This window comes from Caulobacter zeae (assembly GCF_002858925.1).
Lineage (GTDB): Bacteria > Pseudomonadota > Alphaproteobacteria > Caulobacterales > Caulobacteraceae > Caulobacter > Caulobacter zeae.
The window spans coordinates 128,413-148,892 of sequence record NZ_PJRS01000010.1; the positions used below are offsets into that span (position 1 = coordinate 128,413).

The 20,480-nt window shown below is 68.8% G+C and carries 21 protein-coding genes and 1 pseudogene; 5 read left to right on the plus strand and 17 right to left on the minus strand.

What is annotated here, in order from left to right; all coding sequences use genetic code 11:
• Window positions 1–144 precede the first annotated feature (144 nt).
• Together SGCZBJ_RS04130 and SGCZBJ_RS04135 are read left to right on the plus strand one after the other, a co-directional pair.
• Window positions 145–1,542 carry an efflux transporter outer membrane subunit gene (locus SGCZBJ_RS04130; RefSeq protein WP_101716752.1) on the plus strand — a complete coding sequence of 466 codons (1,398 nt, stop codon included), beginning with the start codon at window positions 145–147 and terminating at the stop codon, window positions 1,540–1,542.
• Between the two features lie 194 nt (window positions 1,543–1,736).
• Window positions 1,737–2,387, plus strand: coding sequence for a flavin reductase family protein (locus SGCZBJ_RS04135; RefSeq protein WP_101716753.1), 651 nt, complete (start codon window positions 1,737–1,739; stop codon window positions 2,385–2,387).
• A 33-nt stretch (window positions 2,388–2,420) separates the two neighbouring features.
• Here SGCZBJ_RS04135 and SGCZBJ_RS04140 read toward each other — a convergent pair whose 3' ends face one another.
• The 10 genes from SGCZBJ_RS04140 to dnaN form a co-directional block, all read right to left on the minus strand.
• On the minus strand, window positions 2,421–3,593 hold the full coding sequence (locus SGCZBJ_RS04140; RefSeq protein WP_101716754.1) for a carboxynorspermidine decarboxylase: 1,173 nt from the start codon (window positions 3,591–3,593) through the stop codon (window positions 2,421–2,423).
• Window positions 3,594–3,611: 18 nt separating this feature from the next.
• Window positions 3,612–4,817 carry a saccharopine dehydrogenase family protein gene (locus tag SGCZBJ_RS04145; protein ID WP_101716755.1) on the minus strand — a complete coding sequence of 402 codons (1,206 nt, stop codon included), beginning with the start codon at window positions 4,815–4,817 and terminating at the stop codon, window positions 3,612–3,614.
• A 269-nt stretch (window positions 4,818–5,086) separates the two neighbouring features.
• Window positions 5,087–5,935: a hypothetical protein gene (locus tag SGCZBJ_RS04150; RefSeq protein ID WP_101716756.1), complete on the minus strand. Its 849-nt coding sequence runs from the start codon at window positions 5,933–5,935 to the stop codon at window positions 5,087–5,089.
• Window positions 5,936–6,008: 73 nt separating this feature from the next.
• Window positions 6,009–8,459, minus strand: a complete 2,451-nt coding sequence (gene gyrB, locus SGCZBJ_RS04155; RefSeq protein WP_101716757.1) for a DNA topoisomerase (ATP-hydrolyzing) subunit B — start codon at window positions 8,457–8,459, stop codon at window positions 6,009–6,011.
• A complete protein-coding gene (gene recF, locus SGCZBJ_RS04160; RefSeq protein WP_101716758.1) occupies window positions 8,456–9,634 on the minus strand; it encodes a DNA replication/repair protein RecF in 1,179 nt (392 codons plus the stop codon). Before recF ends, gyrB begins: the two co-directional genes overlap by 4 nt.
• A 42-nt stretch (window positions 9,635–9,676) precedes the next feature.
• Window positions 9,677–9,829: a hypothetical protein gene (locus SGCZBJ_RS25550; RefSeq protein WP_165799233.1), complete on the minus strand. Its 153-nt coding sequence runs from the start codon at window positions 9,827–9,829 to the stop codon at window positions 9,677–9,679.
• Window positions 9,830–10,042: 213 nt separating this feature from the next.
• Entirely contained in the window at window positions 10,043–10,420 is a 378-nt protein-coding gene (locus tag SGCZBJ_RS04165) for a VOC family protein (protein WP_101716759.1), read from the minus strand.
• Between the two features lie 96 nt (window positions 10,421–10,516).
• Window positions 10,517–10,879, minus strand: a complete 363-nt coding sequence (locus SGCZBJ_RS04170; RefSeq protein ID WP_101716760.1) for a hypothetical protein — start codon at window positions 10,877–10,879, stop codon at window positions 10,517–10,519.
• Window positions 10,876–12,828 (minus strand): S9 family peptidase, encoded by a 1,953-nt coding sequence (locus SGCZBJ_RS04175; RefSeq protein WP_101716761.1) that lies wholly within the window; start codon window positions 12,826–12,828, stop codon window positions 10,876–10,878. Before SGCZBJ_RS04175 ends, SGCZBJ_RS04170 begins: the two co-directional genes overlap by 4 nt.
• Before the next feature lie 70 nt (window positions 12,829–12,898).
• Entirely contained in the window at window positions 12,899–14,017 is a 1,119-nt protein-coding gene (gene dnaN / locus SGCZBJ_RS04180; RefSeq protein ID WP_101716762.1) for a DNA polymerase III subunit beta, read from the minus strand.
• Between the two features lie 223 nt (window positions 14,018–14,240).
• Between dnaN and SGCZBJ_RS04185 the strand changes: the two are divergent.
• Window positions 14,241–14,408: pseudogene (locus tag SGCZBJ_RS04185) on the plus strand (DUF2061 domain-containing protein); the annotation flags it as partial.
• Between the two features lie 190 nt (window positions 14,409–14,598).
• Here the strand turns inward: SGCZBJ_RS04185 and grpE are convergent.
• Entirely contained in the window at window positions 14,599–15,219 is a 621-nt protein-coding gene (gene grpE, locus SGCZBJ_RS04190) for a nucleotide exchange factor GrpE (RefSeq protein WP_101716764.1), read from the minus strand.
• Window positions 15,220–15,232: 13 nt separating this feature from the next.
• Window positions 15,233–16,309, minus strand: a complete 1,077-nt coding sequence (gene hrcA / locus SGCZBJ_RS04195) for a heat-inducible transcriptional repressor HrcA (RefSeq protein ID WP_101716765.1) — start codon at window positions 16,307–16,309, stop codon at window positions 15,233–15,235.
• A gap of 138 nt (window positions 16,310–16,447) precedes the next feature.
• Here hrcA and rph point away from each other — a divergent pair, with 138 nt between their 5' ends.
• Window positions 16,448–17,167 carry a ribonuclease PH gene (gene rph / locus SGCZBJ_RS04200; RefSeq protein ID WP_101716766.1) on the plus strand — a complete coding sequence of 240 codons (720 nt, stop codon included), beginning with the start codon at window positions 16,448–16,450 and terminating at the stop codon, window positions 17,165–17,167.
• A gap of 53 nt (window positions 17,168–17,220) precedes the next feature.
• Here the strand turns inward: rph and SGCZBJ_RS04205 are convergent, their stop codons facing one another.
• The 5 genes from SGCZBJ_RS04205 to SGCZBJ_RS04225 all read right to left on the minus strand — a co-directional run bounded on the left by SGCZBJ_RS04205 (window position 17,221) and on the right by SGCZBJ_RS04225 (window position 19,500).
• Window positions 17,221–17,724: a hypothetical protein gene (locus tag SGCZBJ_RS04205; RefSeq protein WP_101716767.1), complete on the minus strand. Its 504-nt coding sequence runs from the start codon at window positions 17,722–17,724 to the stop codon at window positions 17,221–17,223.
• Between the two features lie 10 nt (window positions 17,725–17,734).
• Window positions 17,735–18,082, minus strand: a complete 348-nt coding sequence (locus SGCZBJ_RS04210; RefSeq protein WP_101716768.1) for a RidA family protein — start codon at window positions 18,080–18,082, stop codon at window positions 17,735–17,737.
• A 156-nt stretch (window positions 18,083–18,238) separates the two neighbouring features.
• On the minus strand, window positions 18,239–18,667 hold the full coding sequence (locus tag SGCZBJ_RS04215; RefSeq protein ID WP_101716769.1) for a thioredoxin domain-containing protein: 429 nt from the start codon (window positions 18,665–18,667) through the stop codon (window positions 18,239–18,241).
• 43 nt (window positions 18,668–18,710) lie between these two features.
• A complete protein-coding gene (locus SGCZBJ_RS04220; RefSeq protein ID WP_101716770.1) occupies window positions 18,711–18,956 on the minus strand; it encodes a helix-turn-helix domain-containing protein in 246 nt (81 codons plus the stop codon).
• A gap of 13 nt (window positions 18,957–18,969) precedes the next feature.
• Entirely contained in the window at window positions 18,970–19,500 is a 531-nt protein-coding gene (locus SGCZBJ_RS04225) for a DUF2975 domain-containing protein (RefSeq protein ID WP_101716771.1), read from the minus strand.
• Window positions 19,501–19,857: 357 nt separating this feature from the next.
• On the opposite strand from SGCZBJ_RS04225, the gene rdgB reads away from it, so the two are divergent.
• Window positions 19,858–20,463 (plus strand): RdgB/HAM1 family non-canonical purine NTP pyrophosphatase, encoded by a 606-nt coding sequence (gene rdgB / locus SGCZBJ_RS04230; RefSeq protein ID WP_101716772.1) that lies wholly within the window; start codon window positions 19,858–19,860, stop codon window positions 20,461–20,463.
• Window positions 20,464–20,480: the final 17 nt, after the last annotated feature.

Here is a 20,480-nt window from a genome sequence, read left to right on the forward strand (position 1 = left end):
CAAACCTCTCCCTCCCCCTTGATGGGGGAGGGGCCAGGGGTGGGGGTGAAGCGGCGTCGGCCGCGCTACCTTCCCCCACCTCAGCACCACCCCCATCCCCGCCCCTTCCCCCATCGAGGGGGAAGGGAGACTTCCGAGGCTCCCATGACCCTCCTTCGCACAGCCCTGATCGCCGGCGCCTCGCTGCTGGCCACGGCCTGCGCCGTCGGCCCGACCTACAAGGCTCCGACGCCCGCCCCCGTCGCTTTCCAGAACGCGACCCCCGCCGTCGTCTCCACCATCGCCAATCCCGAGGCCCAGTGGTGGAAGGCGTTCGGCGACCCGACGCTCGACGCCCTGGTCTCCCAGGCCCTGGCCGCCAATCTCGATCTCAAGGTCGCCGTGGCCCGCGTCGACGAGGCCCGCGCCCTGTTCAAGGACGCGCGTCTCGACCAGATCCCGCGCGTCACCGCCTCGGGCGGCTATACCGACACCAAGCAGCAGCAGCCCGGCTTCTCCGACCAGCGGGTCGAGGTCGAAAGCTATCGCGCCGGCCTCGACGCGGCCTGGGAGATCGACCTCTTCGGCCGGGTGCGCCGCGGCGTGCAGGCCGCCAGCGCCGAGGCCGGCGCGGCCCAGGCCGACCTGCGCGACGTGCAGGTCAGCGTGGCCGCCGAAGTGGCCCGCAACTACCTGGAACTGCGCGGCGCCCAGGCCCGGCTGGCGGTAGCCCGCCGCAACCTCGAGACCCAGCGCGACACCCTGCGCCTGACCCGCGTGCGGTTCGAGGCCGGAGCCGGCGGGGCCATCGACGTCGCCAGCGCCGAGGCCCGCCTCAACGCCACCGAAGGCACGATCCCCGACCTCGTCACCGCCGCCACCCGCGCCAACTACCGCCTGGCCGTGCTGACCGGCCAGCGGCCCGGCGCGCTGGACGCCCAGCTGGCGCCCCGCGCCGAGGAGCCCGCGCCGCTGGTGACCGCCCTGCCGATCGGCGAGGCGTCGGACTTCCTGCGCCGCCGTCCAGACGTGCAGGCGGCCGAGCGCCGGCTCGCGGCCCAGACCGCCAAGGTCGGGGTGGCCACGGCCGACCTCTTCCCGCGCGTGCGGGTGACCGGCTTCGTCGGCTTCCTGTCGGGCACGTCGTCGGGCTTCGGCGACAGCGCCAGCCAGGCCTGGTCGGTCGCGCCGGCGGTCAGCTGGCCGGCGCTGGATCTCGGCGGCGCCCGGGCGCGGCTGAAGGCGGCGGAGGCCCGCAACGACGCGGCCCTGGCGGCCTATGACCAGACCGTGCTGGCGGCGATCGAGGACCTGGAAACCGCGCTCGTCTCCTACGCCCAGCGCCAGGCCCGCCTGAAGAGCCTGGCCGACCAGGCCGCCGCCTCGCGCCGCGCCGCCGAACTGGCCCGCATCCAGTACAAGGAAGGCGGCATCGACTTCCTGGTGCTGCTCGACGCCGAACGCACCCTGCTGGCGGCCGAAGACTCGCTGACCGTGGCGGAGACCGGCGTGAACACCGACGTCGTGGCCATCTACAAGGCGTTGGGAGGCGGGTGGAGCTAGAAAGATCCTCCCCCTCTGGGGGAGGTGGCGCGAAGGGCCGGAGGGGGGACGTTATCAGCTGCCGCAGAGGCGACCGATTTTGCGGTCCCTCCCCTCTCCGTCGGCTTCGCCGACACCTCTCCCAAAGGGAGAGGGTCTTTCGGGTCGCCTCCCCCATTCCTACCTGCACGAGGCTCCACCGAGGATCCCACTGCATGGCCGCCGCCGACGCCTACGTCTACCACCCCCGCGACGGCCACGGCCTGGCCCACGATCCGTTCAATTCCATCGTCGGACCGCGCCCGATCGGCTGGATCTCGAGCGTCGACGCCCAGGGGCGGCGCAACCTCGCGCCCTACAGCTTCTTCAACGCCTTCAACTACACCCCGCCGATCGTCGGCTTCGCCTCGACGGGCTGGAAGGACACGATCGCCAACGTCCAGGCCACCGGCGTGTTCTGCTGGAATCTGGCCACGCGCGAGCTGGCGGAAGCGATGAACATGACCTCGGCCCCCGCCGCCCCCGGCCAGGACGAGTTCGAGCTGGCCGGGCTAACGCCGGTCGACAGCAGCCTGATCGCCGCGCCGCGCGTGCTGGAAAGCCCGGTGAACTTCGAGTGCCGCGTCACCCAGTCGTTCCAGCTGACCACGGCCGCCGGAGAGGCGGTCGAGACCTGGATGACCTTCGGCGAGGTCGTGGCCGTGCACATCGACCGCCGGCTGATCCGGCCCGACCGGGTCTACGACGCGCCCGCCGGCCGGCCGATCCTGCGCTGGGGCGGCCGCGGCGACTATGTCGCCGTCGACCCCGCCGCGATGTTCGAGATCTTCCGCCCCACCAAGGCCGACATCCCGCCGGCCGGCTAGCCGCTCAGGCCGACGCGATCAGGCCAATCGCGATCAGGAAAGCCGGTCGCGGAAGGCGGCGTAGTCGAACTGCCGGACCTGCCGCAGCACGTCCGTGTCGCTGTTCCACAGCGCGATCGCGGGCAGCGGCACGCCGTTGAAGGTGTTGGTCTTGACCATCGAATAGTGGGCCTGGTCCAGGAACGCGATGCGCGTTCCCGGCGTCGGGCGCTCGGCGAAGACGTAGTCGCCGATGATGTCGCCGGCCAGGCAGGACGGGCCGCCCAGGCGCACGGCGACGCCTTCGGCCGGCTCCTTGAGCATGGCGGGACGGTACGGGGCCTCGATCACGTCCGGCATGTGGCAGGTCGCCGAGATGTCGGTGATGGCGATGGGCATGCCGTTGTCGAAGACGTCCAGCACCTCGCCGACCAGGATGCCGGCGTCCAGCGCCACGGCCTCGCCCGGCTCCAGATAGACCTGCACGCCGTGGCGATCGGCCACCTCGTTGAGGAACGCGACCAGCCGGTCGGTCTGGTAGTCGGCGCGGGTCACATGGTGACCGCCGCCCAGGTTCAGCCACTTCACCCCGCCCAGCAGCGGAGTAAGCGTAGGCTCCACCGCCGCCCAGATGCGGGCCAGCGGCTCGAAGTCCTGCTCGCACAGGGCGTGGATGTGCAGACCATCGACGCCCTGCATGTGCTCGGGCCGCAGCTGCGACACCGGAAAGCCCAGGCGCGAGCAGGGCTGGGCCGGGTCGTACTTGGCGACCTCGCCCTCGGAATGTTCGGGGTTCAGACGCAGGCCGATCTCGAAAACCTCGCCGTCCGCGCGGGCTTGCGCGATCAGGTCCGCGAAACGCGCCACCTGGTCGGGCGAGTTGAAGATCACGTGGTCGGACAGCCGCAGGATCTCGGGCAGGTCCTGCGCCTTGTAGGCCGGCGAATAGGTGGTCAGCTCGCCCTTGTAGAACTCGCGGGCCAGCCGCGCCTCCCACAGGCCGGAGGCGCAGACGCCGTCGAGATATTCCCCGACGACGTCCGCCAGCGACCACATGGAAAAGGCCTTCAGGGCCAGCAGCACGCGGGCGTTGCCGCGGTCCCGCACGTCCTTGAGGACGGCCAGATTGCGCCGCACCGCGACCTCGTCCACCACGAAGGCGGGCGAGGCGACGCGGTTCAGGTCGAAATGCGCGAAGGCGCCCGGATCACCGGCCCTGGTTTCCATGGGTCTCGTTCTTGGTCCTTAGAAAGCCAGCGGAGCCGCCAGGTCCTCGACCGTCCAGGGCAGGCCGTGCTGGTTCAGCATGTCCATGAACGGATCGGGGTCGAGCTGCTCCATGTTGAACACGCCCGCGCCCTGCCACTTGCCGGTCAGCATCATGGCCGCGCCGATCATGGCCGGAACGCCCGTGGTGTAGCTGACGGCCTGGTTGCCGGTCTCGGCGTAGGCTTCCTCGTGATCGCAGATGTTCTTGACGTAGACGGTGCGGGCCTTGCCGTCCTTCTCGCCGGTCGCGATCGTGCCGATGTTGGTCTTGCCCTTGGTGAGCGGACCCAGCGACGACGGCTCGGGCAGCAGCGCCTTGAGCAGCTCCATCGGGATGATCTCGCGGCCCTGGAACATCATCGGCTCGATGCTGGTCATGCCGACATTGCCCAGCACTTCCAGGTGCTTGAGGTAGCTGTCGCCGAAGGTCATCCAGAAGCGGATGCGCTGGATCTCCGGATAGAACTTGGCCAGGGATTCCAGCTCCTCATGGTACATGAGGTACATGTTCTTGGGGCCGACGCCCTCGAAGTCGAACACCTGCTTGTGGCTGAGCGCCGGGCCCTCGATCCACTGGCCGTTTTCCCAGTGACGCGACGGGGCGGTCACTTCGCGCAGGTTGATCTCGGGGTTGAAGTTGGTGGCGAACGGCAGGCCGGTGTCGCCGCCGTTGCAGTCCAGGATGTCGAGCGTGTCGATCCGGTCCAGCAGGTGCTTCTTGGTGTAGGTCGTGAACACCGAGGTCACGCCCGGGTCGAAGCCGCTGCCCAGCAGGGCCATCAGGCCGGCGTCCCTGAAGCGGTCCTGGTAGGCCCACTGCCAGCTGTATTCGAACTTGGCCTCGTCGCGCGGCTCGTAGTTGGCCGTGTCGAGATAGTTCACGCCCGACGCCAGGCAGGCGTCCATGATCGCCAGGTCCTGGTAGGGCAGCGCCAGGTTGACCACCAGGGCCGGCTTTGCCGACTTGATCAGCGCGGTCGTGGCGGCGACGTCGTCGGCGTCGATCGCCGCGGTGTCGATGGTCACGCCCGTACGCTCCAGCACCGACTTGGCGATGGCGTCGCATTTGGACTTCGTGCGACTCGCCAAGGTGATGTGCGAGAAAATATCCGTGTTCATCGCCATCTTGTGGACAGCGACCGAACCAACGCCACCTGCGCCGATAACCAGCACCCTGCTCATTTTTGGCTTCTCCTAACGCCTACCGCCCCGCCCTCGGCCTGATTCTGGGGGGCGGGCCTCTTATCACGTGGACCAGGTCTTCGATAGGAACGATCGGCCTTCCGCTTCGGGAGGCCGCATGAACGGGGCGAGACCTGAAAGATCCCTAGCCTTTACACGAACTTGATGGCGGGTGCGTGTCGGAATGGGTGCGGAGGTTCGCCCGGGGCCGAGGCGGTCCTCGTCCGGCGGCTGTCTTCTCTGCATTGTCGGGGCGTTTCGCCCGCGGGTTAGCGCCCGGTCTTGCCGTCGCGTTCGGCGCGCATGGCCGTGACGACCTGGCCCAGTTGGGAGCCGCCGGGCGAGTCGGGCTTCACCGTCTGCAGGCCGCGCAGATAGGCCCGGTCCATCGGCGAGGCGTCGGCCCTGCCCTCTTCGGTGAAGAGGTTCAGCACCGTGTTGAAGCCGGCATAATCCTGGTCGGCCCGGGCAGAGGCCACCCCGGCCAGGGCGACATAGTCGGCCAGACCCGCCAGCCTGCGCCCGCCCATCCGCCGACGATCGACCACCACGAACTGGTCCTGGATCACCCCCACCACCGAGGTGCGCACGCGCGAGCCGGCGCTGCTGGTGGTGTACATCAGCAGGTCGTTGCCCAGGCCGTCGGCGCTGACCGCGCCGCGCATCACGTCGACCTCGGCGAAGTTGGTCCACACCCGCACCGGCCGGTCGGTGGTGGCGTAGCGCTCGAAGCTCACCGGCCGCTCGCGGTCGACCCAGAACTTGCCGGCCGCCCTGGCCTTGCGCACCAGCGCCTCGGGTTCGTCGGCCAGCACCACTGTGAGGTTGGGCCGGCAGCCCTTGGCCGCCATCCGCACCCCGGCCGCGCGCGCCGTCTGGCTGATGCGGTCGTGCAGGTAGCGGTTCTCCTCGGTCCGCCCGCCGGCCACGTAGGGGCACAGCGCCGCCGACCACATCATCACCTTGCCGGCCGGCGTCAGGGGCGTGGCCCGCCGCACGAAGGCCGGATAGGGATCCACGCCCCTGGGCGAGACCTCGACCTCGTCGACCGCCGGCGGCGGCGGCCCTTGCGGAACCGAAAGCGCCAGCATCGCGGCCGCCAACATCGAAACCGGCATGAAAAACCCTCCCAGGTCGCTCAACCTGGGAGGGTTTCAAAAACATCGTTCGCCCGCAAGGGGCCAAGCGTCGTCAGACGTCGACTTCGGCGTCCAGGGCGTTTTCCTGGATGAACTCGCGGCGCGGTTCGACCAGGTCGCCCATCAGGCGGCTGAACATGTCGTCGGCGTCGTCGGCGTGGTTGACCTTGACCTGCAGCAGGGTGCGGGCGTCGACGTCCAGCGTGGTTTCCCACAGCTGGTCGGGGTTCATCTCGCCCAGCCCCTTGTAGCGCTGGATGGTCAGGCCCTTGCGGCCGGCGTCGAGCACGGCCTGCACCAGGTCGAGCGGACCGCGGATGGTGGTCGACTTGTCCTTGCGGCGGAACACGGCCGGCTTGGCGAACACCTCGGCCAGCTTGACGCCGCGCTCGGCCAGGCGACGGGCGTCGGCGGCGTGCAGCAGCACGTCATCGAGCACGATGCGCTCCGACACGCCGCGACGCACGCGGCTGAAGACGTAGCCGGTGTCGCCCCGCTCGCCGCTCCAGGGACCGTCGCCCTCCTCGTTGTAGAGGTTCAGGCGGCCGGCCGCGGCATTGGCGTCCGGCGTCTCGCCCAGCAGGCCGGCCAGGGCCGCCTGCTCGATGGCCGAGGCCGGGGCGCGCGCCGCCAGGCGGTCGATATTGGCCTTGGCCGAACGGGCCAGCTGCACCAGCGCCAGGAGGTCCTGGCCGATCAGGCGCTCGCCCGACGACAGGTCCAGCTCCGCGCCGTCGACACCCTCGTCCACCAGGAAGGCGTCCATCTCGGTGTCGTCCTTGAGGTAGCGCGACGACTTGCCCTTGCTGGCTTTGTAGAGCGGCGGCTGGGCGATGTAGATGTAGCCGCGCTCGATCAGCTGCGGCATCTGCCGGTAGAAGAAGGTCAGCAGCAGGGTGCGGATGTGGGCGCCGTCGACGTCGGCGTCGGTCATCAGCACGATCTTGTGGTAGCGCACCTTGTCCGGGTTGAAGTCGTCGCGGCCGATGCCGGCGCCCAGCGCCGTGATCAGCGTGCCGATCTGGTCGGACGACAGCATCTTGTCGAAGCGCGCCCGCTCGACGTTCAGGATCTTGCCGCGCAGCGGCAGGACGGCCTGGTTGTCGCGGTTGCGGGCCTGCTTGGCCGAGCCGCCGGCCGAATCACCCTCGACGATGAAGATTTCGGACTTGGCCGGATCGCGTTCCGAACAGTCGGCCAGCTTGCCCGGCAGGCTCGTGATATCGAGCGCGCTCTTGCGGCGGGTCAGTTCGCGCGCCTTGCGGGCGGCTTCGCGGGCCGCAGCGGCCTCGGCGATCTTGCTGACGATCTGCTTGGCTTCGTTCGGGTGTTCCTCGAACCAGGTCGAGAGGCCCTCGGCGACCATGCTTTCGACGGCCGGGCGGACTTCCGACGAGACCAGCTTGTCCTTGGTCTGCGAGCTGAACTTGGGGTCCGGCACCTTGACCGACAGCACGCAGGTCAGGCCCTCGCGGCTGTCTTCGCCGCCCAGGTTGACCTTTTCCTTCTTCAGGATGCCCGAGCTCTCGGCGTAGCTGGTGATCACGCGGGTCAGGGCGCCGCGGAAGGCCGAAAGGTGCGTGCCGCCATCCCGCTGCGGGATGTTGTTGGTGAAGCACAGCATGTGCTCGTGGTAGCTGTCGTTCCACCACAGGGCCAGGTCCAGCTCGACCTTGTCCTTGCGGCCGCGCACGATAATCGGGGCCTTGAGCAGCGGGGTCTTGGCCTTGTCGAGGTGGCGCACGAAGGCTTCAATGCCGCCCTCGAAATAGAGCTTCTCTTCCCACGGCTCGGCGTCGCGGTTGTCCCTGAACCAGATGGTCACGCCCGAGTTCAGGAACGCCAGCTCGCGCAGGCGGTGCTCCAGGGTCTTCCGGTCGAATTCGATGAAGGCGAAGGTGTCCTTGGACGGGAAGAAGGTCACTTCCGTGCCCGTCAGGACCTCGCCGGCCTTGGGGCCGTCCTCGCGCACCGGCGAGACGCCGGTCTCCTTCAGCGAGGTCACCGCGTCGCCGCGCTCGAAGCGCATCTGGTGGACCTTGCCGTTGCGGTGGATCAGCAGTTCCAGCCAGTCCGACAGCGCGTTCACGACCGAGACGCCCACGCCGTGCAGGCCGCCCGAGACCTTGTAGCTGTTCTGGTCGAACTTACCGCCGGCGTGCAGCTGGGTCATGATGACCTCGGCCGCCGAGACGCCTTCGCCCTCGTGGATGTCGGTGGGGATGCCGCGGCCGTCGTCGGTGACCGTCACCGAACCGTCGGCGTTGAGGATCACCTGGACCTTGGTGGCGTGGCCCGCCAGGGCTTCGTCGATGGCGTTGTCGACCACCTCGTAGACCATGTGGTGCAGGCCCGAACCATCGTCGGTGTCGCCGATGTACATGCCCGGGCGCTTGCGCACCGCGTCCAGGCCCTTGAGGACCTTGATCGAGTCCGCGCCGTATTCGCCGGCGACGGCTTCTTCGGGAACTTCGGGGACTTGGCCTTCGGTATTCTCGGTCATTCGTCTTCCAGAGCCGTAGACTCAATGGGGATCAGGCCGGCCTCGCTGACGCGAACGCCCAACGCCCGACCCTTGAGATGGTCGAACAGCGACTCGTCCGTGCCGGTGAGGAAGGCCTGGAGCTTGAGCGCCGTGAGTTCGTCGGCCAGAGCGGCTCGCCGGGTGAGGTCGAGATGCGCGGCGACTTCGTCGAGCAACACTATAGGATTCGGCGCGGATTCCGCACGCGAAAGTCTCGCCGCCTGGGCCAAAACCAGGTTCAAAATCAGCGCTTTTTGCTCTCCGGTGGAGCATTCCGAGGCCGGACGGTCCTTGTCGACGTGGAACACCGCCAGATCGCCCCGGTGCGGGCCTGTCAAGGCCCTGCCCGCGGCGCCGTCACGCGGCCGCGCGGCGGCCAGGGCCTGCGCCAGCTGAAGCTCGATCTCAGCGGCCGGAACCCCGTCCAGGGCCATCAGCTCCCAGGCGCCGGTCAGGGTCAGGCGGGCCTGCGGGAACGGCCGGTCGCCGCGCTCGTCGATCTCGGTCTGCAAGGCGACAAGCGTGCGCGCCCGGGCTTCGGCCATCAACGCGCCGGCGGCCGCCAGGCGGGCCTCCAGCACCGTCAGCCAGGCCGGATCGGCCGGCGCCCCGCCGTCGGCGGCGTCCGACAGCAGGCGCATGCGCTCGCGCTGGGCCTTGTCGTAGGCGTTGGCGTGGCTAGCGTGGGCCGGCTCGGCGGCGAACACCAGCCGATCGAAGAACTTGCGCCGCTCCGAGGCGGCCTCGAGGAACAGACGGTCCTGGGCGGGGGTCAGCCACATGGGCCGCACGTGGTCGGCCAGGCGGCCCGGCGGCACGGTCTCGCCCTCGAGGCGGACGATGCGGCGCGAGGCCCCGGCCAGTTCCGTTCCGGTGCCGACCTTCAGGATCTCGCCCTCGGCCTGCTCGATCTCGGCGGCCACGGCCCAGGCCCGGCCGACGCTTTCGCCCGGCAGGCGGCGCCCGACCTCGGCCAGGCTCGACCCGCGCAGGCCCTTGCCGGGCGACAGCAGGCTGACGGCTTCCAGCAGATTGGTCTTGCCCGAGCCGTTGGGCCCGAACAGGTAGACGCTGCGCCCGCCGGTCGAAAGATCGGCGCGCTCGTAGGATCGGAAGTCGGTGAGCCGCAGGCGGGCGATGGTGGCGGACGCCATGGGCGTCTCATACGGTAGGTCGCCCGCTGCGTCACGCGCCGCCTAGCCCTGCCAGCGACGTCCCGCCCCGACGTGGGCCAAGAGGCGCGGCGCGCTGCGCAGGCCATGCACCAGATGCGGCCCGGCCAGCAGCACCATGGCCCAGGCCCCGGCGCTGACCAGCACGACGGCGATACGATCCCAGGCCAGGCGCATGGGGGGTCTCCAGCGGAATGCGACATCGCCGCGCTACGCCTGGATCACGGCGGAAAGGGGGCCGGAAAACGAGATCCTCCCCCTCTGGGGGAGGTGGCCCAGAGGGCCGGAGGGGGGGCCGTTTTCAGCTTCCGAAGCCTCGGCCGATCTCGCGAAAACTCCCCCCGCCGATCGCTTCGCGATCACCTCCCCCACGGGGGGAGGTTTCCTTGATCATTCCCCCAGCCGGTAGGCGCACAGCTTGTTGCCGTCGAGATCGCGGAAATAGGCGAAATAGGCCTTGGGCATCCGCTCGCCCGGCGCGCCCTCGCAGGACCCGCCCAGTTCGATGGCCTTGGCGTGGAAGGCGTCGACCTCCTCGCGGGTGTCGAAATCGAAACCGCCCATCATGCCGTTGCCGATGCAGGCGGGATTGCCGTCATAGGGGCCCAGCACCCCGAACATGCCCACGCCCTTGCCGCGATAGAGCCGGCCGCCGGACGGATGCTCGAACAGGGGCTTCATGCCGATCGAGCCCAGCAAGGCGTCGTAGAAGGCCTTGGCCTCCTCCAGCCGGTTCGAACCGACGGTCATGTAGCTGATCTTGGCCATGGCGGCGCCTCCCGTTTTCTTATGAAACGGACGTTGGCATGAGCCAGCGGCGAGGGGCAAGAGCACAGTAAATCCCTACTCAGCCGCCGGATTTCACTACCCGAAGTAACCCCGCGCCACCTCGACCTCCGTCAGGCGCCAGACGCCCGCCGCGCCCAGCAGCACGCGGCGCATCTCGACCTCGAACACCTCGCGGGCCACGCCGCGATCGACCAGGTCTCGCACGGGAGCCTCGAACGGCGCGTCCACGGCGATCGCCCGGTGCACTGCGGAGTTCATGGCCGCCAGGTCGACCGCCCCCTCCAGCGAGGAAAAGGCGCTGGCGACCGCCTCGGAGCGCTCGAACCAGGTCGAACAGTCCGAAAAGTCGATCGCCGCCCACAGGGTCAGCATCCGCTCGAAGAGGTCGTCGAAGCGGTCCTCGCGCAGCAGGCCGGCGGGACCGCCCCGGCTGTTCACTGGGCCGCGCCGGTCCCCAGCACCTTCTGCAGGAACTGGGTCTCGACCTCGCGGCGGCGGTCGTTGTTGATCTTCTTGGCGAAGCCGTGGCCCTCGTCCTTGAACTGGACGTACCAGGTCTCCACGCCCTTCTCGCGCAGCTTCTCGACCACCTGGTCGGACTCCGACTTGGGAACGCGCGGATCGTTCCAGCCCTGCATGACCAGCATCGGCTTGGTGATCTTGGAGACGTTGTTGAGCGGCGAGATCGTCTCGAAGGCCTTCAGCATCTTCGGGTCGCGCTCGTCGCCGTACTCGGCCCGGCGCAGGTCTCGGCGATAGGCCTCGGTGTTCTGCAGGAACGAGACGAAGTTGGAGATGCCGTAGCGCTCGACCCCGCCGGCCAGGCGGTCGGAATAGTGGGTCATCACCGCCAGCGACATGTAGCCGCCGTAGGACTGGCCGTAGACCACCACGCGGTTCGGATCGAGGTCCGGCTGGGTCTTGATCCAGTCCAGCAGCGCGCCGATGTCCTTGACCGAGTCCTCGCGCTTCTCGGCGTTGTCGAGGTTGAGGAACGTCTTGCCGTAGCCCGACGAGCCGCGGACGTTGGTGACGATCACCGCCGCGCCCAGCTCGGCCGTCGTGTGCTGGTGGAACGGGTTAAAGACCGGCCGCGACTGGCCTTCGGGGCCGCCGTGGATGTCGATGATCACCGGCGCCTTTTGGCCGGCGGCCAGCTTGGGCTTGTAGACGAACGCCGGGATCGAGCGCTTGTCGAACGAGGGGAAGCGCACCAGCTCGGGGCTCACCAGCGCCTTGGCGTCCAGCCCGCCCAGTTCCGAGGCCGTCCAGCGGGTCACCTGGCCGCTGGCCAGGTCAAAGCTCCAGGCGTCGCTGGCCGCCGTGGGCGTCGCCAAGCTGAAGCCGATCTTCGAGCCGTCTTCCGAGAAGGCGAGGTTGGAGACCACGCCGCCCGGAAGCTGCGGCTGCGGCAGGGCGCGACGGGTGCGGAAGTCCTGCACGACCAGCTTCGAATAGCCGTCCTCGTTGACCACATAGGCCAGCACGCGGCCGTCCTTCGACAGCTTGAAGTCCTCGACGTCCCAGGGACGCTCGCCCGAGACCAGATGCTTCCTGCCGGTGGCCAGGTCGAACTCGACCAGCCGCATGAAGTCCGAGCCCTCGTCCGACAGCATCAGCAGCGACTTGCCGTCCGGGGTGAACAGGCCGCCGTCGTACGAGACCTTGCCCTTGACCGGGTTCAGTTCGGTGGTCTTGCCGGTGGCCACGTCGAGCAGCCAGCGCTTGCTCTCGCCGATCGAGAAATAGCGGCCCAGCAGTACGGTCTTGCCGTCGGGCGAGACGTCGATCGGCGAAACCTGGCCCTCGCCCTTGAAGATCACCTTGCGACCATCGGGGGCCGAGGGATCGCGCATGACGACGTCGTAGTTGGCAGAGCCCTTGGTGGCGCGGCTCCAGACCAGCACCTTGCCGTCGCCCGACCACGCCGGCGACTGGTTGCGCGTGCCCGCTTCGGTCAGCTGGACTTCCTTGCCCGAGGCGTCGCGGACGAACAGCTGGAACCACTCGTCGCCGCCGGTGTCCTTGGAGAACAGGATATCGCCGCCGGGCAGGGTATGGACGCCGCTGACCGGCTCATCGTGGAAGGTCAGCTGGCTGCGGTCGGCGCCCGGGGCGGCGACCTGGTGGATCTGGTTGGTGTTGCCAAAGCGCGTGACGATCAGCATCGCGCCGCCCGGCGCCCAGTCCTGGAAGCTGGCGCTGCGGGCGTTCTGGTAGCGCGCCAGGCTGGCGCGGATCGCCGGATCGGCGACCGGCACGTTCTCGAGGATCTGGTTGCCGATCTCGCGGCGCTCGACGGGCTGGGCGCCCGCCTGTGCTTGAGCGAAGGCCGGGCTTGCGGCCAGCACCAGAACGGCGAGCGACGCGCCGAGCATGCGTTTCATCACGATAAGAGACCCTTCAAAGCAAAACGGGCGCCCCTCGGGGCGCCCGTCCATGTTCCAGACCGCGCGATCAGACCCGCAGCGGCATCAGCACGTACTTCACGCCCGGGTCGGTCGGATCCACCACCAGGGTGGGCGAGGCCGGGTCGGCGAAGCGGAATTCGGCCTGCGGGCCGCCGATCTGGCCGCAGACGTCGAGCAGGTAGCGGGCGTTGAAGCCGATTTCGAAGGGCTCGCCGTCATAGTCGACCTCGACCTCTTCCACCGCCTGACCGGCTTCCATGTTGCGGACGGTCAGGGTGATGCGGCCCGGCTCGATGGCCAGCTTCACCGAGCGGCTCTTCTCGGCCGAGATGGTGGCCACGCGGTCGACGGCCTTGGCGAACAGGTCGTTGTCCAGCGTCAGGATCTTGGCGTTGTCCTTGGGGATCACGCGCATGTAGTCGGGGAACGAGCCGTCGATGACCTTGGAGGTCAGGGCGGCGCGGCCGAATTCGAAGCGGACCTTCTGGGGCGAGACCTGCAGGTCGATCGACTCGCCGGCGTCTTCCAGCAGGCGACGGGCCTCGGCGATGGTCTTGCGCGGCACGATCACGCCCGGCAGGCCGGCCGAACCTTCCGGCGCCGGCATCTCGGCCAGGGCCAGGCGGTGGCCGTCGGTGGCCACGGCGCGCAGCTTGGTCTCGCCGCCCTCGTTGACCGTGTGGAGATACAGGCCGTTCAGGTAGTAGCGGGTCTCTTCGGTCGAGATGGCGAAGCGCGTCTTGTCGATCAGGCGCATCAGCTCGTTGACGTCGACGGCGATGCGGCTCGACAGGCCCTCGTTGCTCATCACCGGGAAGTCGCCGGCCGGCAGCACCGGCAGGTTGAAGCGCGAGCGGCCGGTCTGGATCACCAGGCGCGGATCGTCGCCCGAGAAGTTCAAGCTGACGTCCGAGCCGTCCGGCAGCTTGCGGACGATCTCGTAAAGGGTGTGGGCCGGGGCCGTGATCTGGCCGGGCACGTCGATCTGGGCCAGGCCCTCGTCGATGATCTCCATGTCGAGATCGGTGGCCGAGAACGAAAGCGTGTCGCGATCCGCCGACAGCAGGATATTGGACAGGATCGGGATGGTGTTGCGGCGTTCGACGACGCTCTGCACGTGACCCAGCGCCTTCAGCAGCGCCGCCCGCTCAATGGTAAGCTTCATTTCTCGGTCCAAGCTGGACGCAGGGCCTGGTCGATCAAGAGAATCCCCCTCGCGCAACGGCCCCGTCGTCAATGGACCACGGACATTAGCGCAAACGCGCGGCGGGGGAAGAGCCCTGCGCGGCCTTTTGGCGCATCCGGCAGTGGGCGAATCCCGTTCGCAACCCTTGCGGGGTCAAGTCAATTTCTTATATTGATAATCAATCGCAACAAGAGATCGCATCATGCGCCTCGCCCTCAAGACCGCCACCTACGCCACCATGCACCTGACGGTGGCCATCGCCGTCGCCTACGCCCTGACCCGCGACTGGCGCGTGGCCCTGGCCGTGGGCATCGTCGAACCGATGGTCCAGACCGTGGCGTTCAACCTGCATGAGCGGGTTTGGAGCAAGGTGAAGGCGTAGGAGTCGCCCCTCTCCCTTGCGGGAGAGGATGGCCCGCGAAACGGGTCGGGTGAGGGGTCGCACCAGAGAAAACGCCGCGAAGGCCGTTCAGCCCGCGCGGCGTTTCATGTCTGAGAGACCCCTCATCCATCGGCTTTCGCCGACACCTTCTCCCGCAAGCGGAGAAGGATCAGGGAGCTCAAGCCTTCGTATCGAACGCCGCGCCGCCGGCTTCCTCGCCGGAGGCCGCGTAGGGGTTGGCCGCGGCGGCCGCCGGTTCGGCCGGGGCCGGGCCGGTGGAGCCCTTGGCGGCCACGGCGACCATGGCCGGGCGCACCAGGCGACCCAGCAGTTCGTAGCCGACTTGGAGGACGGCGACGACGCCGCCGGCGGCGACTTCGTCCGAGGGCTGTTCCATCACCGCCTGGTGCAGGTGGGGATCGAACTTCTCGCCCTTGGTCGGGTCGACCTTCTTGAGGCCGTTGCGCTCGAAGGCCGCCTGCAGCTCCTTCTCGGTCATCTCGACGCCGACGATGAAGTTCTTCACCGCCGCGTCCTGCGAATCACGCGGGCTGGCCGCGGTGGCGCGCGACAGGTTGTCGGCCGCGCCCAGCAGGTCGCGGGCGAACTTCTGGATGGCGTAGGCGCGGGCGTCGTTCATCTCGCGCTCGGCGCGGCGCTTGACGTTCTCGGCTTCGGCCGCATAGCGCAGGGCCTGGTCCTTCATCGCCGCGATCTCGGCCTTCAGGGCCTCGATTTCCTGGGCCAGGTCCTCGGCTTCGAAAGCGACGTCTTCGGCCGGCGTTTGCTCGTCGGTCATTTCCAAACAGTCCTCATCCATCGATCATCCGGCCGAGCACGCGGGCGGTATAGTCCACCAGCGGGATCACCCGGGCATAGTTCAAACGCGTGGGCCCGATCACGCCGATCGCGCCCAGCACCTTCTGTCGCCCCGTCATATAGGGCGCCGCGATCACGGAGGAACCCGAAAGCGAAAAGAGTCGCGTCTCGGCCCCGATGAAGATGCGCACGCCCTCAGCGTCGCGCACGTCGTCCAGGAGGCCGATCAGCTGGCCCTTCTGCTCCAGGTCGTCGAACAGCTGGCGCACGCGCTCCAGGTCCTCGCGGGCCGAGGCGTCGGCCAGCAGGTTGGCGCGGCCGCGCACGATCAGGGCGCGCTCGGCCCCCTCCCCGCCGCCCCAGGCGGCCAGGCCGTCCTCGACGAGGCGGGCGGCGGTCTCGTCCAGCTGGCGGCGAGCGGTCTCGAGCTCGGTGCGGATCTCGTCCTTGGCCTCGGTCAGGGTGCGGCCGCGCAGGCGGGCGTTGAGGAAGTTCGAGGCCTCCTGGAAGGCCGAGGGCGTCAGTCCCGCCCCGCCGCGCATCAGCCGATTCTCGACCGTGCCGTCCTCGAAGACCATCACCGCCAGGGTCTGGCCGCCGCCCAGCGCCACGAACTCCACGTGCTTGATCCCGCCCTCGCGGACAGGGGTGACGACGATGCCGGCCCCGCCGGCCAGGCCCGACAGTATGGCCGAGGCCTCGTTCAGCGCCTCCTCGAAGGTGCGGCCCTTGGCGTAGAGGCGGCTTTCGATCTCGCGCCGCTCGTCCTCGCCGACGTCGCCGACTTCGAGAAAGCCGTCGACGAACATCCGCAGGCCCGCGTGCGTGGGCATTCGCCCGGCGCTGGTGTGGGGCGCGTCCAGCAGGCCAAGCTGCGCCAGGTCCTGCATGGTGTTGCGGATCGAGGCCGGCGACAGCTGCACGCCGCCCTTCGAAAGGGTGCGCGATCCGACCGGCTCGCCGGTCTCCAGATAGCCTTCGACCACCCGGCGGAAGATGTCGCGGGCGCGGGCGTCCAGCTCGGTCAGGCCGGGCGTCCGAGCGATCGGTCCCGGAAAAAGCTGCGTCATGGCCCTTCGAGATAGGAACGGATGTCGAAAAAATCGAGCGGGGACTTGGAGGTCCCCGTCCGGGGGAGGATAAGCGGCGCCTTCAGATACGACCAGACCCTTCGGCTCCCCTGGAGCCTTAAAGACCGGAGTTTGCCCATGCGTCCGTCCGAACGCGCCCCCGACCAGCTTCGCGCCGTCACGCTGGAGACCGGCGTCAACCGCTACGCCGAAGGCTCGTGCCTGATCGGTTTCGGCCACACCAAGGTGCTGGTCACCGCCACGGTCGAGGAAAACGTCCCGGGCTGGATGCGCAACAAGGGCGCCGGCTGGGTCACGGCCGAGTACGGCATGCTGCCCCGCGCCACCCACACCCGCGGCCGCCGCGAGGCCGCCACCGGCAAGCAGACCGGCCGCACGCAAGAGATCCAGCGCCTGATCGGCCGCAGCCTGCGCGCCGTCGTCGACCTCAAGGCCCTGGGCGAGCGCCAGATCAGCCTCGACTGCGACGTCATCCAGGCCGACGGCGGCACCCGCACCGCCGCCATCACCGGCGCCTGGGTCGCCCTGCGCCTGGCCACCAACTACCTGCTGGAAGAGGGCGTGCTGAAGGCCGACCCGATCCTGGGCCAGGTGGCCGCCGTCTCCTGCGGCGTCTTCAAGGACACCCCCGTCCTCGACCTCGACTACGAGGAAGACAGCAACGCCGAGGCCGACGGCAACTTCGTGCTGACCGGCGGCGGCGACATCGTCGAGATCCAGGCCACCGGCGAGAAGCGCGGCTTCACCCGCGGCGAGTTCGACACCCTGTTCGGCCTGGCCGAAAAGGGCATCGGCGAGCTGTTCGCCTTCCAGCGCGCCGCGATCGACGGGAAGTAACGACCAGGCGCGTCGGGCGACTTCGCCGCCTGACGCGCCCTGGCTTCAAAAGACTAGTCGACCTCGTCCGTCGGCTCGTGCTCGCGGGCCTCCCGCCAGGCGGCCATCGCGCGCGGCTCTCTGAGCTTGTCCACGCTGACCGTCCCGATAATCGTGGCCGCCGTTGGCGAAGCGGACGACGAATACACGATGAACATGCCGCCGCCCTTCGGATCCAGCGCATCGAGGGAAGGCGTGGGTCCGCAAGAATTAACGCCGGTGTGCCGCACGCCGATCAAAGCCTCCGTAAGCGGCGGCCCCTTCAGCTGCAGAGTCGGCCTGAGCATCGCGTCACGCCCCAGCGCCCCGCCCGCGCCTTCGATCCTGATCTGGTTACGATGCTTGACCAGCGCCACGAACACCGATTCCGAGCGGTCCCAGAGGCTCGCCTGCCCATCGAGCAGTCGTTGCCGCTGCACCTCCGGCGGAGCGGGCGCCGGACGACAGGCCAGCGCCTGCGAAGATCCCGCCGCGGCGACGATCAGACCTGCCAGGAGGCCCTGCTTCCATGAGTTCATCTGATTGCTCCTAACGCGCCGCGACGACCGTGACCTCGACTGCGTAGTCCGCGCGGGCCAGCCGGGCCTCGACCGTCGTGCGGGCCGGCGGGTTGTCGCTGTCCACCCAGGCGTCCCACGCCTGGTTCATCTCGTCGAAGCCGGCCATGTCGGCCAGATAGATCGTGACGCTGAGCAGCTTGTCCTTGCTCGATCCGGCCTGCGCCAGGGTGTCGTCGATCTGGGCCAGCACTTCCCTGGTCTGCTCCAGCACCGACTGGCCGCGGGTCTCCTCGGCCACGTGGCCCGACAGGTACACCACGCCGTTGAAGACCACCGCGTCGCTCCACCGCGCCGCCTTGCCGATACGTTCGATCATTTCCCTAGCCTCTAGTAACGCCTCCCTTCCCCCTTGATGGAGGAAGGGTCGGGGATGGGGGTGGCTACGGTCTCGACCGTCACACCAAGCGCTAACCGCCGAGGTCACCCCCACCCCTGCCCCTCCCTCATCAAGGGGGAGGGGTCAAGACATCGCTCAGCCCAGCGCCCGACACGTCCAGTCCACGATCTGCGGCGCGCTCATCAGGCCGGCCGAGCGGGCGACCACCGCGTTGTCGCGAAACAGGATCAGGGCGGGGATGCCGCTGACGCCCAGGGCCGAGGCGGGCGCCGGGTGGGCTTCGGAGTTCAGCTTCAGCAGGCGCACTCCCGGTTCCAGCTTGCCGGCCGCGGCGGCGTAGTTGGGGGCCATGGCGCGGCAGGGTCCGCACCAGGGGGCCCAGACGTCCAGCAGCACGGCCGCGCCCTTGGTCAGGCGGCGATGACGGTCGAGGCCGACGGCGTCGACCTCGATCGGCATGCCGGTGAAGACGGCGTTCTTGCAGCGGCCGCACTTGGCCGCGGCGGGGTCGCGGTCTTCGGGCAGGCGATTGGCGGCCCCGCAGGATGGACAGACGATTTGCATGGGCCACAGGTGTGGCCCGGCCGCCGGCTTCGCAAGCCTGGCGTCAGCCCGCGTCGCCTCCGCTGTCCTCGCCGCCGTCGCCGGGTCCGTGCTCGAAGGTCATCAGGTCGCCCGGCTGGCAGCCCAGCTCGCGGCACAGGGCGTCGAGCGTCGAGAAGCGGATGGCCCGCGCCTTGCCGGTCTTCAGGATCGACAGGTTGGCCAGCGTCACCCCGACGCGGTCGGAGAGTTCGGTCAGCGACATGCGGCGTTCCAGCAGCACGCGGTCGAGATTTACGCGGATGGACATGCGAAGCTCGCGATCAGATGGTCAGTTCGGCTTCGCGGCGAAGGCGGGCGCCCTCGCGGAAGACCTCGGCCAGGACGAAGACGACCAGGACCGAGAACCAGGCCGTGAGGGTGAAGGATCCCTCGGAGGCCTTTTCGCCCCCGACCAGGATGCGCGTCAGGGCCGACAGCACGTAGCGGCCGATCTCCAGGCAGGCCAGCACCACGCCCATCACCCGCAGGCGCCGCACGTTGTCGGGGTGGAACGGGTCGCCCAGGATCATGGTGGCGAAGATCTTGCGCAGGCGCTCGACGATGGCCATCCAGCCGCCCGACATCAGCGCCCAGCCGCCCAGGGCCACGGCCGCGCCGGCCCCGTACTTGCGCAGCATGCCCGCCGCCTCGGCCGGCAGCATCGAGGCCAGCAGGTCGGGATTAAAGCTGAGCAGCAGCACCAACACCGTCACCAGGGCCAGGAAGCTGACCCAGACCCACAGCGCATAGTAGCTGACGTCGAGAATGATCTTCAGGAAGCTCGATACCGAGCCTGGCCCCAAGGCGCGCATGGGCTTGTGTCCCCGCCAACAGCGACTCGCCTCCCCCGGCGGTCGCGGGATTGAAGTCTAGAGCGTGTGGGCCAGGAACGTCACGGCCGAGATCGGAAGACCCGCGATCAGCACCAGGGTCGCCAGGCGGACGGCCGAGGATTCCAACAGGCTGAACAGGCGGGGCAACGTCATCTTGCGGTTCCGGACAGGGGCGGTCGGGCGTCTTTTCCCCGACGTCGCCAGGATCGCCGGTCCTTGGCCATCGGACAATGTTGCTTATCGATAAACGATATTAAACTTTCGCAATGATCCGGCCTTGCGGCGCGGGCCTCGCGGGGGTCTAAACACGCTCGGTTTCCGTCCGAGGAGTGTGCGATGACCCTGAAACTGATCAACGGCCAGAAGATCGTCGCCGCCACCCACAATCCGGGCAAGGCCAAGGAGCTGGCCGCCCTGCTCGACGGCCGCTTCGAAGTGCTGGCCGCCGGCCCGCTTGGCCTGCCCGAGCCGGACGAGTCCGAGACGACCTTCGTCGGCAACGCCCTGCTCAAGGCCCGCCACGCCGCCGACCTGTCGAGCGAGGTTTCCCTGGCCGACGATTCCGGCATGTCGGTCGCCGCGCTGGACGGCGCGCCGGGCATCTATTCGGCCCGCTGGGCCGGCCCGGGCAAGGATTTCGCCATGGCCATGGACAAGGTGGCCGAGCGCATCGAGGAGACGGGCTCGGAAGACATGAGCGCCTGGTTCACCTGCGCGCTGGCCGTGGCCTGGCCGAACGGCGGCCCGGCCGTTGTGGTGCAGGGCGAGGTGCACGGGACCCTGGTGTTCCCGCCGCGCGGCGACAAGGGCTTCGGCTACGACCCGATCTTCGTGCCCAACGGCTACGACCAGACCTTCGGCGAGATGGAGCCCCACCAGAAGGACGCCATGAGCCACCGCGCCGTGGCCTTCGAGAAGCTGAAGGCGGCGCTGTTTGAGTAGCCACGCGCAGGCTGCGG

Excerpts from the sequence above, each read along its gene's own strand:
- SGCZBJ_RS04130 (WP_101716752.1), top strand. The coding sequence starts at position 145 with ATGACCCTCCTTCGCACAGCCCTGATCGCCGGCGCCTCGCTGCTGGCC.
- SGCZBJ_RS04135 (WP_101716753.1), top strand. The coding sequence starts at position 1,737 with ATGGCCGCCGCCGACGCCTACGTCTACCACCCCCGCGACGGCCACGGC.
- SGCZBJ_RS04140 (WP_101716754.1), bottom strand. The coding sequence starts at position 3,593 with ATGGAAACCAGGGCCGGTGATCCGGGCGCCTTCGCGCATTTCGACCTG.
- SGCZBJ_RS04145 (WP_101716755.1), bottom strand. The coding sequence starts at position 4,817 with ATGAGCAGGGTGCTGGTTATCGGCGCAGGTGGCGTTGGTTCGGTCGCT.
- SGCZBJ_RS04150 (WP_101716756.1), bottom strand. The coding sequence starts at position 5,935 with ATGCCGGTTTCGATGTTGGCGGCCGCGATGCTGGCGCTTTCGGTTCCG.
- gyrB (WP_101716757.1), bottom strand. The coding sequence starts at position 8,459 with ATGACCGAGAATACCGAAGGCCAAGTCCCCGAAGTTCCCGAAGAAGCC.
- recF (WP_101716758.1), bottom strand. The coding sequence starts at position 9,634 with ATGGCGTCCGCCACCATCGCCCGCCTGCGGCTCACCGACTTCCGATCC.
- SGCZBJ_RS25550 (WP_165799233.1), bottom strand. The coding sequence starts at position 9,829 with ATGCGCCTGGCCTGGGATCGTATCGCCGTCGTGCTGGTCAGCGCCGGG.
- SGCZBJ_RS04165 (WP_101716759.1), bottom strand. The coding sequence starts at position 10,420 with ATGGCCAAGATCAGCTACATGACCGTCGGTTCGAACCGGCTGGAGGAG.
- SGCZBJ_RS04175 (WP_101716761.1), bottom strand. The coding sequence starts at position 12,828 with ATGAAACGCATGCTCGGCGCGTCGCTCGCCGTTCTGGTGCTGGCCGCA.
- dnaN (WP_101716762.1), bottom strand. The coding sequence starts at position 14,017 with ATGAAGCTTACCATTGAGCGGGCGGCGCTGCTGAAGGCGCTGGGTCAC.
- grpE (WP_101716764.1), bottom strand. The coding sequence starts at position 15,219 with ATGACCGACGAGCAAACGCCGGCCGAAGACGTCGCTTTCGAAGCCGAG.
- hrcA (WP_101716765.1), bottom strand. The coding sequence starts at position 16,309 with ATGACGCAGCTTTTTCCGGGACCGATCGCTCGGACGCCCGGCCTGACC.
- rph (WP_101716766.1), top strand. The coding sequence starts at position 16,448 with ATGCGTCCGTCCGAACGCGCCCCCGACCAGCTTCGCGCCGTCACGCTG.
- SGCZBJ_RS04205 (WP_101716767.1), bottom strand. The coding sequence starts at position 17,724 with ATGAACTCATGGAAGCAGGGCCTCCTGGCAGGTCTGATCGTCGCCGCG.
- SGCZBJ_RS04210 (WP_101716768.1), bottom strand. The coding sequence starts at position 18,082 with ATGATCGAACGTATCGGCAAGGCGGCGCGGTGGAGCGACGCGGTGGTC.
- SGCZBJ_RS04215 (WP_101716769.1), bottom strand. The coding sequence starts at position 18,667 with ATGCAAATCGTCTGTCCATCCTGCGGGGCCGCCAATCGCCTGCCCGAA.
- SGCZBJ_RS04220 (WP_101716770.1), bottom strand. The coding sequence starts at position 18,956 with ATGTCCATCCGCGTAAATCTCGACCGCGTGCTGCTGGAACGCCGCATG.
- SGCZBJ_RS04225 (WP_101716771.1), bottom strand. The coding sequence starts at position 19,500 with ATGCGCGCCTTGGGGCCAGGCTCGGTATCGAGCTTCCTGAAGATCATT.
- rdgB (WP_101716772.1), top strand. The coding sequence starts at position 19,858 with ATGACCCTGAAACTGATCAACGGCCAGAAGATCGTCGCCGCCACCCAC.